This is a genomic window from Streptomyces caeni (assembly GCF_042678285.1).
In the GTDB taxonomy this organism is placed as follows: domain Bacteria; phylum Actinomycetota; class Actinomycetes; order Streptomycetales; family Streptomycetaceae; genus Streptomyces; species Streptomyces caeni.
This window is the reverse complement of the sequence record NZ_JBHUDX010000013.1, coordinates 30,026-44,151: the sequence shown is the minus strand read 5'-3', so window position 1 is coordinate 44,151 and position 14,126 is coordinate 30,026. Positions and strand designations below refer to the sequence as shown.

12 protein-coding genes and 1 pseudogene are annotated in these 14,126 nt (G+C 72.5%); 7 read left to right on the top strand and 6 right to left on the bottom strand.

Going from position 1 to position 14,126, the window contains the following annotated elements; genetic code table 11:
• Positions 1 to 35: 35 nt before the first annotated feature.
• Positions 36 to 1,064: a lactonase family protein gene (locus ACFSL4_RS05625; RefSeq protein ID WP_381079138.1), complete on the top strand. Its 1,029-nt coding sequence runs from the start codon at positions 36 to 38 to the stop codon at positions 1,062 to 1,064.
• Between the two features lie 125 nt (positions 1,065 to 1,189).
• Here ACFSL4_RS05625 and ACFSL4_RS05620 read toward each other — a convergent pair whose 3' ends face one another.
• The 3 genes from ACFSL4_RS05620 to ACFSL4_RS05610 all read right to left on the bottom strand — a co-directional run bounded on the left by ACFSL4_RS05620 (position 1,190) and on the right by ACFSL4_RS05610 (position 3,461).
• Positions 1,190 to 2,113, bottom strand: coding sequence for a sirohydrochlorin chelatase (locus ACFSL4_RS05620; protein WP_381079136.1), 924 nt, complete (start codon positions 2,111 to 2,113; stop codon positions 1,190 to 1,192).
• 167 nt (positions 2,114 to 2,280) lie between these two features.
• Entirely contained in the window at positions 2,281 to 3,294 is a 1,014-nt protein-coding gene (locus tag ACFSL4_RS05615) for an N-acetylglucosamine kinase (protein WP_381079320.1), read from the bottom strand.
• Between the two features lie 14 nt (positions 3,295 to 3,308).
• Positions 3,309 to 3,461, bottom strand: a complete 153-nt coding sequence (locus ACFSL4_RS05610) for a hypothetical protein (protein WP_381079134.1) — start codon at positions 3,459 to 3,461, stop codon at positions 3,309 to 3,311.
• 162 nt (positions 3,462 to 3,623) lie between these two features.
• On the opposite strand from ACFSL4_RS05610, the pseudogene ACFSL4_RS05605 reads away from it, so the two are divergent.
• The 5 genes and pseudogenes from ACFSL4_RS05605 (at position 3,624) to ACFSL4_RS05585 (ending at position 10,106) form a co-directional block, all read left to right on the top strand.
• Positions 3,624 to 4,299, top strand: a pseudogene (locus ACFSL4_RS05605) (uracil-DNA glycosylase).
• Positions 4,300 to 4,709: 410 nt separating this feature from the next.
• On the top strand, positions 4,710 to 5,369 hold the full coding sequence (locus ACFSL4_RS05600) for a hypothetical protein (RefSeq protein ID WP_381079132.1): 660 nt from the start codon (positions 4,710 to 4,712) through the stop codon (positions 5,367 to 5,369).
• Positions 5,370 to 5,375: 6 nt separating this feature from the next.
• On the top strand, positions 5,376 to 6,023 hold the full coding sequence (locus ACFSL4_RS05595; protein ID WP_381079130.1) for a DUF5987 family protein: 648 nt from the start codon (positions 5,376 to 5,378) through the stop codon (positions 6,021 to 6,023).
• Complete coding sequence (locus ACFSL4_RS05590; RefSeq protein WP_381079128.1) at positions 6,020 to 7,609, top strand: FAD-dependent oxidoreductase; 1,590 nt, start codon at positions 6,020 to 6,022, stop codon at positions 7,607 to 7,609. The genes ACFSL4_RS05595 and ACFSL4_RS05590 overlap by 4 nt, the downstream gene beginning before the upstream one ends.
• A 313-nt stretch (positions 7,610 to 7,922) precedes the next feature.
• Positions 7,923 to 10,106 carry a TIGR03767 family metallophosphoesterase gene (locus ACFSL4_RS05585; RefSeq protein ID WP_381079126.1) on the top strand — a complete coding sequence of 728 codons (2,184 nt, stop codon included), beginning with the start codon at positions 7,923 to 7,925 and terminating at the stop codon, positions 10,104 to 10,106.
• 233 nt (positions 10,107 to 10,339) lie between these two features.
• Here ACFSL4_RS05585 and ACFSL4_RS05580 read toward each other — a convergent pair whose 3' ends face one another.
• A complete protein-coding gene (locus tag ACFSL4_RS05580; RefSeq protein WP_381079124.1) occupies positions 10,340 to 11,482 on the bottom strand; it encodes a WD40/YVTN/BNR-like repeat-containing protein in 1,143 nt (380 codons plus the stop codon).
• Between the two features lie 223 nt (positions 11,483 to 11,705).
• Between ACFSL4_RS05580 and ACFSL4_RS05575 the strand changes: the two genes are divergently transcribed.
• Positions 11,706 to 12,305, top strand: coding sequence for an Rv1733c family protein (locus ACFSL4_RS05575; protein WP_381079122.1), 600 nt, complete (start codon positions 11,706 to 11,708; stop codon positions 12,303 to 12,305).
• Between the two features lie 207 nt (positions 12,306 to 12,512).
• Here the strand turns inward: ACFSL4_RS05575 and ACFSL4_RS05570 are convergent, their stop codons facing one another.
• Positions 12,513 to 12,800 carry a metal-sensitive transcriptional regulator gene (locus ACFSL4_RS05570; RefSeq protein ID WP_381079120.1) on the bottom strand — a complete coding sequence of 96 codons (288 nt, stop codon included), beginning with the start codon at positions 12,798 to 12,800 and terminating at the stop codon, positions 12,513 to 12,515.
• Between the two features lie 117 nt (positions 12,801 to 12,917).
• Positions 12,918 to 13,997, bottom strand: coding sequence for an NADH:flavin oxidoreductase/NADH oxidase (locus ACFSL4_RS05565; protein WP_381079118.1), 1,080 nt, complete (start codon positions 13,995 to 13,997; stop codon positions 12,918 to 12,920).
• Positions 13,998 to 14,126: the final 129 nt, after the last annotated feature.

The following is a 14,126-nucleotide window of genomic DNA, read 5'->3' as shown; positions in this document are numbered from 1 at the left end:
GTCGTCCCGGCATGCGTCGGCGAGAGGGGACGGCAGTGGCGGACGGCAGCGGGCGGCAGCGGCGGGCCTACATCGGGTCGTTCACGGCAGCGGGAGGGCACGGTGTCCTCGTGGCGGACGTGGCCCCCGGCAGCGGCGCGCTCACCGTCCTCGGCGCCGCGGACGGCGTACCCGATCCGTCCTACCTCGCGGTGTCCGGGGACATGCTGTACGCGGTCAGCGAGACGGCGGACGGCGCGCTCGCCGCGTACCGCCTCGGTGGCGGCACACCCGAACTCGCCGGTGCGCCCGTCCCTGTCGGCGGCAGCGGGCCCACGCACCTGAGCGTGCACGCCGGCCATGTCCTGACCGCCAACTACGGCTCCGGCAGTATCACCGTCGTTCCGCTGCGGGGCGACGGCACCGTGGCAGACGCTCCCTCCGCCGTGCTCCGGCACCGGGGGTCGGGGCCGGTTCCGCAGCGCCAGCAGGGACCGCACACCCATCAGGTGCAGCCCGACCCGAGCGGGCGGTGGGTCGTCGGCGTCGACCTGGGCACGGACTCGGTCCTCGTGTGCGTGCTGGAGGGCGCTGCGTTGCGGCTGCACCGCGAGATCGCGCTGCGTCCCGGCGCCGGGCCGCGCCACCTGGCCTTCCACCCGGACGGGGACCGCGCCTACGTCCTCAACGAACTGACCCCGACGGTCATCGTCTGCCGCTGGGACGCCGGGAGCGGCGCCCTGGAGCCGGTGGCCGAGACGCCCGTGCTGCCGGACCCGCCCGCGGGCGACGCCTATCCCTCGGGGATCGCCGTCTCGCCCGACGGGCGCTTCGTGTGGACCGCCACGCGCGGCGCGGACGTGCTGTCCGTGCTCGCGGTCGAGGGCGACACGCTGAAGCCGGTCACCACGGTGCCGTGCGGGGGCGCCTGGCCGCGCGCGATCACCTTCTCGGACGGCTTCCTGTACGTCGCCAACGAACGCTCGGGCGATGTGACCTGGTTCGCCGTGGACCCCGAGACCGGGGTGTTGCGGCGGGGTGGATCGGTACGGGCGCCGGCGGCTTCCTGCGTCGTCCTCGGCTGAACCGGACACCGGGGGACGGTTCCTGCCGCACCGCGCCGGCGCCCGCCTCCACACCCCGGCCCGGGGCGGCGAGGGGCCCGCTCCGACGGAGCGGCCCCCCGGGCGTACGGCAGTCCTCGTGCGGCTCAGCGGGCCGGCGTGCTCTGCGGCTGCTGCGGGGCGATGCCCAGGGTCGTCGTGTACTTGGCGAGCGCCAGCTTGCCGATCGCGGGATAGGGGCCGAGGGGCTCGGCGGCGTCGCAGCCCGCCTCCTTGGCGGCCGCGGCCAGCAGTTCCGCGTCGAGTTCCGGGCCGATCAGGTAGGGCGCGAGCGCCAGTTGCTGGGAGCCCGAGGAGCGCAGTTGCTCCGCGACGGCCGTGATCGAGCCCTCCTGGTCCAGCGCCGCCGCCATCACCGGCACGGCGAGCCGCGCGGCCAGCAGCATGCCGGTGATCCCGGCCGCCTGCACGGCCTCCTCGCCGCCCACCGAGGCGAGGATGATGCCGTCCGCGGCCGTCGCCACGGTGAACAGCCGGGCACGGTCGGCGCGGGCCAGACCGGCCTCGGACAGGCGCACGTGCAGGGCCTCGGCGAGCAGCGGGTGCGGGCCGAGCGCATCGGTCAGATCGGCCGCGACACGGCTGTCCATGACGGCCTGACGGACCCGGCGCAGCAGCGCGCTGTCCGGACCGGCCAGCAGCGGCACCACGACGGCGACGGGGCCCTCGGGCTCCTTGGTCTCCACGCCGGCGGCGACAGCCTGTTCGTAGCGCTCGGTGCGCTCCTCGGCCGTCTTGGTGAGAACGGACTGGAGGGAGGGGAACTCGGAGCCGTCCCCGTCCAGGTAGCCGATCCGGGCGTCGAGGCCGGGCAGCTCGGAACGCGCGATGCTCACGACCTCCTCGGCGAGGCTGCGCGTGGCGGTGCTGGGCGTGCCCGGCACCGCGAGGACGAGCGCGGGCGCGCCCTCGGGAGCCGCCACGGGTTCCGGGCGGCGGTGCCGGCCGGGCTGACGGGGTCGCGGCATTCGTACTGGCAGGCCGGATGCGGGCCCAGTGGGGGAGCTCATGGCGCCGCATGCTACTGGCTTTCTGGGCTCCCTTGTTCGGTGAGGGTGCGGGTGAGCGGTATCCGTCCTGTTTTGTCTGATGAGTTACGTGCCGATGAGACGTGATCGGTACGGTCTGACCTTTCTGTCGTGCACCGGGAGCAACGCCTCTCTCTCGGCAAGGGGGGTCACCCGCCCTTTTCGGGCATCACGCGCAGCAGCCGCCCGTCGCACGGGAGTTCGAGCGTGTCGTTCGCGAGTGCGAGCGCGATACGTACGGCGCCGTGCAGAGGGTCGCCTTCCGCGGAGGCCGTCCGGGCGTGTGGCAGCCGTTGCGCCAACTCCTCCCGCAGCGGCGCCACGAGCACCTCTCCCATCCTGAACAGACCACCCGTGAGGGCGACCAGGGGCTCACCCGCGGAGGGGCACACGGCGGCCGCGGACTCGGCCATGTTCCGGGCCGCCGCGCGCAGGATTCCGGCCGCGACCGGGTCCTCGGCCGCGCAGCCGGCCACCTCGGGGGCGAACGAGGCGAGCACCGCGGGCCGGTCGGCACGCGGGTAGACCTTCCCGGGCAGCCCGGCGACCGGCCCGAACACCGCCTTCGCCCGCCCCAGCAGGCGATCCGAACCGCCGGGCCGTCCGTCGTGGGCGCGCAGCGCCGCCTCCAGCCCCGCCCGGCCGATCCACGCGCCGCCCCCGCAGTCGCCCAGCAGATGGCCCCAGCCGTCCGCCCGGCGCCAGCTCCTGAGGTCCGTGCCGAGCGCGATCAGACCGGTGCCCGCGGCGATCACCGCTCCGGGACGCGTGCCGAGCGCGCCCGTGTAGGCGGTGACGGCATCCGCGGCCAGCGCCACCCTGCGCACGCCGAACTCACGGGCCAGCGCCGGAGGAAGCTCCGCTCGCAGGCGGTCGCCCAGTGAGGCGAGCCCGGCCGCCCCGATCGCGACCGCACACAGCCGGGGATCACCGGCGTCGCCCAGCAACCGCCGTGCCATCGGCAGCAGTTGCGCCAGCAGATGGCCGGCGTCGATGCCGCGGGTACCCGTGCGGACCGGCTCCCCGGACAGGGCCGGGGACGTCGCGGCCGAGGCCGGACCACCACGCGGCGCGAGCACGACCCGCAGCCCGGAACCTCCGGAGTCCACGGCGAGGACGGCCTCCGGCACATGCCCCGACGCCCCCGCCGCCGGGCCGTCCACGAGGCCCCGCCGCCTCACGGCAGTCGCCGGTCCACCGGCTGCGGCTGCCGGACCAGCGGGTCGTCGGCCCGGCTGAACGGCGGCACACCCCGCTCGGTCCACGGGGCGAGGCCGCCGTTCGAGGGCTGGGGCAGCCCCAGGTGACTCCGGCGGAGTGGCTTGATCACTGGAGGCAACAGGCTCCCCTCCCTTCCGGTGGCCGACCGCGAGATCCGCCGGACCGGCCCGGTGGCCTCGATGAGGAGGAAGAGTAGCGCCGAGCGCGGCGTCCGCGCGCGGGGCCTGCCGCGTGTGCGGGACCCCGGCGCGTGCCAGTAGGGTGACGCGCTGTGGCACCACGACCCTTGCATGAACTTGTCGAAGCAGGCTGGGCGAAGGCTCTTGAACCCGCGGCCGAACGTATCGCTGCGATGGGGGACTTCCTCCGGGCCGAGATAGCGGCCGGCCGGACCTACCTTCCGTCCGGAGCCAATGTCCTGCGGGCCTTCCAGCAGCCCTTCGACCACGTCCGCGTCCTGATCGTCGGCCAGGATCCCTACCCCACCCCGGGGATGGCCATCGGGTTGAGTTTCGCGGTGGCGCCAGAGGTGCGTTCGCTGCCGGGCAGTCTGGAGAACATCTTCCGCGAGATGCACTCCGACTTGGGGCTGCCCAGGCCGTCCAACGGCGATCTGACGCCATGGACGCAGCAGGGCGTGCTGCTGCTCAACAGGGCGCTGACCACGGCCCCGCGCAAGCCGGGCGCGCACCGGGGCAAGGGCTGGGAGGAGGTCACCGAGCAGGCCATCCGGGCGCTGGCGGCGCGGCAAGCCGCTGGTGTCCATCCTGTGGGGGCGTGACGCGCGCAATCTGCGGCCGTTGCTCGGGGATCTCCCGGCGATCGAGTCCGCCCATCCGTCGCCGATGTCGGCGGACCGCGGTTTCTTCGGTTCGCGTCCGTTCAGCCGGGCCAACGACCTGCTGACCCGGCAGGGGGCGCAGCCGGTGGACTGGCGCCTGCCGTAGCGACGGCCTCCGCCGCGTGCGAGCCTCCTCGGCTGAGTACCAGCAGGTTGTGATCACCGCAGGCACCCACGGCAGGTGGGCGCACGTCAGCTGCGTCCACCCGGCCGAGCCGCCGGGCTTGACGCCGAGGAGTGTGCCACGGGCCAGTTGCCCGACGTCCTCAGGCAACACCCGCGGCATCGGCGCTTTGGCGGTCACTCCGACATGTCCCGTTGGGGGCCCAACCGCCGTGCCGCGCGGCGCATCTGACGGCGGCTTTTTTTACCGGCTCAGTGGCTGAGTCACTGAGCCACCTCTTGTACTGACCGGTAGGTGTGCCCCATCCTCGGTACGTCGGTCGCCCGCCCAGCGCGCTGCGGCGGCAGTGAGTCCTGAGTGGCGTTCGCCCTGCTCCGCTTACGGGAGGTCCCGTGTTTCCTCTGCGTCTTCGTGTCTCCGCAGCCGGCTGCGCGCTGGTTCTGGGCGCGTCGGCGGCGCTGCTCTCGAGCAGCACCGCCGTTGCGGCATCCTCGAAGCCGGTCGTCCGCGAGGGCCCGGTCCGTCAGGCGACCAGCTCCGCAGGGGCCGCCGACGCGTCCGTGGGCCCGTTCACCGAACCGGGTTTCGCCGCCGACTGCACCTGGCACGAGTTCGGGGAGGGGGAGCAGCCGCCGTGGTGGCTGACGTTCGCCGACCCGCTGTGCGTGGAGTACAGCAAGCGGGACATCACCGTCGACGACGGAGGGGCCCTGCGGTTCCTGGTGGCCGAACCCTCCCGGTTCGCCATCGCCATGGTGACCTGCCACTACTACCAGAAGGACCACTGGAGCGTGCAGTCCACCCACGGCGCGACGCCGTGGGTGGCGTGGGACGGTCAGTACTGGTGGGACAAGGCCGCGAGACGGGCCGGAGCCCGCCTGACCAACTTCCGCATCGACGGACACACGGTGGGCATCGGAGACGCGGTCGCCGCTCTCGAACCGGACTTCCCCGACGTCGCCCGCGCGCTGAGCGATTACGGTCGGGCCGCGGGCGAGACCGGACTGACCGTGTCCCTGCCGTACGACCTGCGCTGCGCACTGGCCGGGTGAGTCACCATGACCGGACCCGACCGGAGATCCATCCTCAAGGCACTGGTCGCCACGTTCGCAGGACTGTCCGTCGGCGGTTTGGGCGCACCCGCTGCCGCCGCCGCATCCGAGAGCTGGACGACGCAGACCCTCGAGGCGTTCGCCGACACCCTGATCCCGGGCCAGCGCCGCTTTTCCGGTGACGTGGCGGTCGCCGGGGCGGTCACCGGCCCCGGTGCGGTACAGGCCGGTGTCGTCGCCCTCCTCGAGTCGCCCGAACTGCCGGTGGCGCCGCTGCTGCCGGCGATCGCGGCGCTGCTGGACGCCCGCGCCGTCGCCTATGCCGCACTTCGGCTGATCTGGCTGCCACCGACGCACCCGCCCTTCGTGGGCCTGTCCTTCTCCGACCGCACCGCCCTGGTCGGCGGCCTGTTCGACCCCGACGACCCGGACCGGCCGATATGGCAGGTGATGAGCCTGCTGGTGGGGCTGGCGTTCGACACCGCCGGACAGCAGGACACCGTCGACGCCCTCGGCCAGGGCCATCCCGGACTGACGTGGCTGCGTTTCCCCGAGCCGGACGCTGACGGCCTCTGGCGTTTCCCCGATTTCTCCTACGGCCGCCCGCTCGCGGAACTCCATCCGAACACGACCGCTTCCGGGAGCCCGGCATGACGGCGCAGACGACGGACGTCCTGGTGATCGGCAGCGGCTTCGGCGGCGCGATCCCGGCCTACTACCTCGCTGCGGGCGGAGCCCGCGTCACTGTTCTGGAGCGGGGCCCCCGTGCGGCCGCCGCCGACTTCACGCATTCGATGCGCCTGGGCACGTACAACAAGATCGTGGACGTGATCCGTGGCGACGGAGTCGCGGTGGTCGCAGGCAACTGCGTCGGTGGCGGGAGCGTCGTCTACTTCGCCGCCTCACTGCGCGCACCGTCCTTTGTCTTCGAGCGCCAGGGCAACCTCGGCCGCCGGCTGTGGCCGGCCTCCCTGACCCGGGCCGCCCTCGACCCCTGGTACGACCGGGTCGAGGAGGCGCTGCCGGTCACTCGGACCGACTGGCCGGACGTGTCCTATGCGGGCGGGGTCCTGGCCGCCGCCTGCCGGCGGGCCGGACACACCTGCAATCCCGTGCCGGTGGCGGTCGACACCACCGCCTGTACCAACTGCAACTGGATGCTCTCCGGCTGCCGCTTCGACGCCAAACGCTCCCTGCTGCTCAACTACCTGCCGGCGGCGGAGGCCCATGGCGCGGACATCCGCCCGCTGCACGAGGTGCAGACCATCACCCCGTCGCCGCTGTCCGGCTATCGCTACGCCGTCGGCTACACCGTCCTGGACCCCGACGACTACAGCTGCACCGCGCAGGCCGGCGTCGTCCACGCCAAGGTCGTCGTCCTCGCCGCCGGCGCCGTGGGCACGCCCGTGATCCTCCAGCGCTCCGCCCTCCTCCTCGGGGGCATCCCGGCCGCCGTGGGGCGCTACTTCTCCGGTAACGGCGACCGCGTCAGCGTCGCGGACATCGTCGAGGACAAGGCGCGCTCCCTGCTGGGCCTGTCACGTCCCGACGGGTTTGCCTACCAGGGGCTGCCCGTGGGCCGGCCCATCACCGCCGCCACCTACGACCACCTGGATCCGACCGCCCCGGAGTACAGCCGCTTCACCCTCCAGCAGATCTACTTCCCCCCGCTGACCAACGTGCTGGCCCAGAGCGCCGGGTCACCCGCCTGGTTCGGCATCGAGAAGCGGAACATGCGGGCCCGGTGGCGCTCCTGGCTCACCCTGCTGGCCATGACCGAGGACGACAACGAAGGCACCTTCGGGGCCGTCCCGCTCACCGGCGGCTTCACCCGGCTGGCGCCGGGGCTCGGACTGGGCACGGTGACCTACCAGCCCACTTCCCGTACCCGCCGGGCATGGGACCGGGCCGACACCGCACTGCGGGAAATCCTGGAGAAGGACGGCCTCTCCCGGGTCCGCCCGTGGAGCGAGGACGTATCCGGCACCGTCACGGCCCATCCGCTCGGCTCGGCGCGGATCGGCGACGATCCCGCCACCAGCGCGCTCACCGACGGCCATGAGCTACGCGGCCACAGCGGACTGTTCGTCACCGACGGCGCCGCCGTCCCCACCTCCCTCACCGTCAACCCCTCACTGACCATCGCGGCCCTGGCCGAACGTGCCGTCGCCACGATCGCCACCCGCGCCGCCGACGCCGGGGTCGCGCTCCGCCGCGACATTCCGCTGCCCGGCCGCTGACGGGGCCGTGGCCGGCAGCGGGACCAGCAGCGCGCCACCCACGCCTTCGGCGGGCTGTGAAAGACCCGGCAGCACCCGATCCGCCCCACTCTTCCGCCTGAACGCAGATGCCGCCCCGCCGATCAGCGGCAGGGCCGGCACCTGCGCGGGTCTCCGTCTCCCGCACGACCGTGCCGTCACGGACCCCTGCCGGGACCCCACCCCGGACAACGGGGTGCAGGACGGGCGAACCACGACTTCGCGGCATGTGAAGCCCATCACCGAAGGGATCGACATGGCAATCTCCCGTCGCAGGCTCCTGACAGTTGCCGGCGTGGCTGTGGTAGCCGCGGCCATCGATGTCGGAAGCCTGCGCGCCGTCGCCAGCGCCGCGTCGCCGCCGCTCGGCACCGGTGCGGCATTCGGGCTCACGACTCTGGACCAGACGGTGCAGATCGGTCCCGACCTGGGCATGGGGTACCACGGTGTGGCCGCCGGCCCCGGCGAACCGCACATCATCCGCAACGACTTCACCCTCACCACCACGCCGCAGGTCACCCGTTCGCTGATCGCCTTCGCCCAGATGTCCGACCTGCACATCGTCGACGACCAGTCCCCGCTGCGCGTCGAGTGTCTCGACCGGCTCGCGGACTACGGACCCCCGCACTACAACTCGTACCCGACCGAATCGGCGTACCGCGCGCACGAATTCCTTTCGACGCAGACGACCGATGCGATGTGCCGAGCCGTCCGGCAGGTTCTCCGGAGTCCGCGGACCAGCACACCGCTGGCCTTCACCGTCGTCACGGGCGACGCGGTCGACAACTGCCAGTACAACGAGTCGCGGTGGTACATCGACCTGCTCGACGGCAACACGGTGCACCCGGACTCCGGTGACCTCACCACGGACGAGAGCGTGGCGAGCGGCCGGTTCGGGACGGACACCCACTACTGGCATCCGGAAGCACGGCAGACCCCGCCCGACAACAACGCGCTCCACGGCTTTCCGGTCGTGAGCGGTCTGCTGAAGGGCGCCCGCAGACCGTTCACGGCAACCGGGTTGGGCATGCCCTGGTACGCCGCCTACGGCAACCACGATGCGCTCGTCCAGGGCAACGTCCCGATCGACATCCTCCCCTTCGACCCGCTCAAGAGCATCGCCACCGGCTCCACCAAACTGACGGAGATCGAGGGAGTTCCGGACGTCTTCGACAACACTGCGACGTACTACCTGGACCTGCTCAAAGACATACTGACGGGCGAATTCACCCTCCAGACCGCCCACGTGACGGAGGATCCGTCCCGGCGGCTGCTATCGCGGAGCGACTTCGTCGCCGAGCACTTCAACACCACCGGTGTGCCTCGCGGGCACGGGTTCACGTCCGGCAGCGACCGGGCCTACTATGCGATTCCCTCGGGGCCGAACGACATGTTCCAGTTCCTGGTGCTGGACACGACCAACACCAGCGGCGGCGCCAACGGCGCCATCGACCAGGACCAGTGGAACTGGCTGAACGCCCAGCTCCAGGCCAACAGCTCACGTTACGAACTCGACGACTCCGACGGCAGCCGGGCCAGGACGGTCATCAACCAGCCCGGCGTGACCGACAAATTCATCGTCATCTGCTGCCATCACACGCTCGGTTCCATGGACAACACGGACAGCGGGTCCCCGTACGGCGGCACGGAACTCCGCAACCTGCTGCTGCGCTTCCCGAACGTGATACTCATGGTCGACGGCCACACGCACACCAACAACATCTGGGCCCACAAGGCTTCCTGGCCGTCCGCCATCGGCAACGGCTTCTGGGAGGTGAACACGGCCTCGCACATCGACTGGCCCATCCAGAGCCGGATCTTCGAGATCGCCGAAGGCGATGGCATCCTGTCGATCTTCACGACCATGGTCGACTCCGACGCACCGCTGTCGTGCAACGGGGACACCAGCACCCCTGCCGCCCTCGCCTCGTTGGGACGCGAGCTGGCGGCCAACGACCTCCAGGCGGTGGCGGCCGGTATCGGCAAGCGCCGTGGAACAGCCGATGCCCGCAACACACAGCTGCTCCTCCCCGCTCCCTTCTCCCTGCCCGCCGGACGCGGCACGCCGCTTCCGAGCGTCGGCTGGCCGGTGGTTCAGCAGGGGGCGAGCGGTGAGCGGGTCAGGACCGCGCAATACCTGCTCAACGCCCGGGGGGCGACGCTGAGCGTGGACGGCTTTTTCGGCCCGCTCACCGGCGGCGCGGTGCAGTCCTTCCAGTCCAGCCGCGGTCTGTCCGCCGACGGGATCGTCGGACCCGCGACCTGGCGGGCCCTCGCCGTTGTGATGCAGCAGGGCAGCAGCGGGCCCGCGGTGACGGCGTTGCAGCGCCAGCTCAACGCCCACGGGGCCGCGCTGAGCGTGGACGGCTCCTTCGGTTCGGCCACCGACAGCGCGGTGCGGTCCTTCCAGTCCGCACACAGCCTGCCGGCCGACGGGGTCGTCGCGTCCACGACCTGGCAGACGCTGACCGCGCTGTGACGCGGACCGCCCACGGGACTGCCGACCGGCCGACGCCGAGCCGCCGGTGCCGCGTGGTGGGAACGCGGCACTGCGCGGGCGGCTGGCCGGGAACGGTACGGTCGGCGGCAGGCAGGTGTGCCCCCTGGCGGTCTCCAGGCCCAGCCGGGTTCGGCGATCTCACGCAACGGTCGTGGCGCCAGGGGCGTCACGGAGTGCTGCCGGTGCGGAGTCGTTCACGGTCAGGCGTCGCCTCAGCCGATCACCGCCGCTCGTACGCACAGCACGTCCGGCAGGTGGGAGGCGAGTTGCCGCCAGCTGTCGCCGTCGTCCGCCGACGCGTACACCTCGCCGTTGCGGTTGCCGAAGTACACGCCCGCCGGGTCCGCGTCGTCCGTGCACAGGGCGTCGCGCAGCACCGTGCCGTAGTGGTCCTCGCGCGGCAGACCCGCCGTGAGCGCCTCCCACGTCGCGCCCGCGTCCGCCGTGCGGAAGACGCGGCACCGGCGGTCGGCCGGGACACGGTCCGAGTCCGCGGTGATCGGGAAGACGTACGCAGTGTCCCCGCGGTGCGGATGGGCGGCCACGGCGAACCCGAACGTCGACGGCAGCCCCTCACCGATGTCCGTCCAGTGGGCGCCCGCGTCGTCGCTTCGGTACACCCCCCAGTGGTTCTGCAGATACAGCCGGTCCGGGTTCGCCGCATCCCGGGCGATCTTGTGTACGCACTGGCCGAACTCCGGGTTCGGGTCGGGCAGGAACACCGCGGAGACACCGGAGTTGGACGGCTCCCAGCTGGCACCCCCGTCCTGGGTCCGGAACACCCCGGCCGTCGACACAGCGACCGTCACCGCCTTCGGATCCCGCTTGTCGGTGAGTACGGTGTGCAGACCCTCGCCCCCGCCGCCCGGCACCCATTTGCCGCGCGTCGGATGCTCCCACAGGGGGCGGACGAGCTCGAAGCTCTCGCCCCGGTCCTCGGAGCGGTAGAGCGCGGCCGGTTCCGTGCCCGCGTACACCACGTCCGGCTCGGCGGCGGCCGGGTGCAGCTGCCATACCCGCTCCAGCGAAGCGTCCGTGTCCTTGGGGAACCGGACGGCGGGCTGCGCCGGCTCGGTCCAGGTGCGGCCCAGGTCGTCGGAGTGGAAGACGGACGGTCCCCAGTGCGAGCTGTCCCCTCCGGCCAGCAGACGCGGGGTGCCGCCCCGGGTGTCGATGGCGACCGAGTAGACGGCTTGCGCGTTGAAGCACGGACTGTCGTCGAACTCCCAGGCGCCGCCTCGTCGTCGTGCGATGAACAGCCCCTTGCGAGTACCTACGGTGAGCAGAACGTCGGCCATGCCGACCACCTCCGAAACGCCGTTGTCCCAGACATGGGCCAGTCTGCACCCCGGCACTGACAGCCACCTCCGTGTGCGGTTTCCGTGCAGGTCGGCGCCGTGTTGCCGCGAGCTGGAGGGAGATGCCGCGGCGGGCCGGGCCGGTGGTCCGGATCCCCGTGCGCCCGGGCTCGGACGCACGGGGATCCGGCCGGTTGACGGACATCACATGAGCGCGGGCCCGCCGGCACGCGTACGGGACGGCGGCCGGGCGTGTGCCCGCGTGAGGTGGATGGCATCGATGAGACGGCCGGCATCGGTGACGGCGTTCCGTGGCCCCGCGGTGTGGCTGTGGCGGTGGCGGCGCAATCCGCTGCGGCGCGGCAGCGATGTGCTGGAGGCGTGGCTCGTGCTCGCGGTCTGGGTCCTGATCGTGGTCGGCGGCGTGCTGACGGGACTGGCGGCGACCCACGCGGTGGAGCGCGGGATGGCCCGGGAGCGGGCCGAGTGGCGCCCGGTGGTGGCCCTGCTCAGCCAGGACGCGCCGCGGGCGGCCGCCGCGAGGGTGTCCCGTCCGGCACGGGTGTGGGCGAAGGTGCGCTGGACCGGAACGGACGGCTCGCCCCACTCCGGCCTGGCCCGTGTTGCCGCTGGCAGCCCGACGGGCACGGCCGTCACCGTGTGGACCGACCGTGACGGGTCTGTGGTGTCACGGCCCGCGACCGCGTCCGAGGCCCGGACGCGCGCGGCCGCGGTCGGTGCGCTGGCGGGAGTGGGTGTGGGGGTGGTCCCCTTCACGAGCGGGCGGATCATTCGCGGCTGCCTGGAGCGGCGCCGCATGGCGCAGTGGGACGAGGCATGGGCGCGGTTCGGGCGGACGTGGGGGCACAAGACGGGCTGACGCGGTCGCGCGGGCCGGTCACCCGGCGGGAACGACGGGCTCCCGGACACCCGGCCGGGGACCGGCCGCCGACGGCACCGGCCCCCGGCCGACGGCACCGGATCGACGGCCGGCGGTACCGCCCAGGACGTTCGGTCCCCGGCGGGGGCCGTTCGGCCGTCGCGGCGTGGCCGGTTCCCAGTGGTGCCCCGCGCGGCGCCGGCGTTCCTACGCCAGCGACAGGAAGAGCTTCTCCAGGCGCGCCCGTATCTGCTCGCGGTCCTCCGCGGGCTCCGTGTCGTCCTCGCCGTCGACGAGGCACTGCTGCAGACCGGTCGCGATGATCGCGAAGCCGGCCCGGTCGAGGGCGCGCGACGCGGCGGCGAGCTGGGTGACCACGTCCTCGCAGTCGCGGCCTTCCTCGATCATCCGGATCACACCGGAGATCTGGCCCTGCGCACGACGCAGTCGGTTCAGCACGGCTCGTAGCTCGGCGCCCGCGAGATCCAGGTCCACGCTCACTCCTCAGACATACCCCTCGGGGTAATCTACCCCCCTTCGGGTTATCAGCGACAATCAAGGATGACAGGGATGCCCGGCGGCGGGACAGCCGGGCCGGGTGGGACCGCCGGCTCAGACCGAGCGGTGGTACTGCTCCGGAACCCGTACCGCGGCGCCCAGTTCGCGGGCCGCGAGGCGGGCGAACGAAGGATTGCGCAGGAGTTCGCGGCCGAGGAACACCGCGTCCGCCTCGCCGCTGACCAGAATCTTCTCGGCCTGTCCGGCCTCGGTGATGAGCCCGACCGCGGCGACCGGCAGCGATGTCTCCGCCTTCACGCGGTTGGCGAAGGGGACTTGGTACCCGGGGCCCGCCGGCACGTGCACGCCCGCGGCGTTGCCGCCGGTCGAGACGTCGAGGAGGTCCACGCCGTGGGCCCGGAGATCGGCCGCGAAGCGGACGGTGTCGTCGGCCGTCCACCCGTTCTCGCCCAGCCAGTCGGTGGCGGAGACGCGGAAGAACAGCGGCTTGTCGTCCGGCCACACCTCCCGCACGGCGTCGACGACTTCGAGCGGGAAACGGGTGCGGTTCTCGTACGAGCCGCCGTAGGCGTCCGTGCGGTGGTTGGAGTACGGGGAGAGGAACTCGTTGAGCAGGTAGCCGTGCGCGCCGTGGATCTCGACGACCTCGAAGCCCGCGGTCAGGGCGCGGCGGGCCGCGTCCGCGAACCGGCCCACGATGTCCCTGATGCCGTCCGCGGTCAGCTCGGTGGGCACGGGGTGCTCCGCCGTGAAGGGGAGCGGGCTCGGGGCGACCGGCTGCCACCCGTAGGCGTCGGGGCCGACGGGCGCACCGCCCTTCCAGGTGCGGTCGGTCGACGCCTTGCGGCCGCTGTGCGTGAGTTGGACTGCCGGCACCGTGCCCTGCTCCGTGAGGAAACGCGTGATCCGGCGGAACGCCTCGGCCTGTGCGTCGTTCCAGAGGCCCAGGTCGTAGGGAGAGATGCGGCCCTCGGGGGAGACGGCCGTCGCCTCGACGACGATCAGTCCGGTGCCGCCGGTCGCCCGCGCCGCGTAGTGCGCGAAGTGCCAGTCCCGGGGCGCGCCCGTTCCCGGGCCCTCCGGTGCCGCCGAGTACTGGCACATGGGAGGCATCCAGATGCGGTTCGGGATGGTCGTGCCGCGCAGGGTGAACGGCTCGAACAGCGTGCTCACGGCGGACTCCATTCGGTGCGGGGTCGACGGACGGCTCGTACGATAGGCATCGTAGTACGCTGAATGTCAAACTACGATAGGTCTCGTACAATGAGGGGGCCCCCGGTTCACCTCCCGGACGCACTGGAG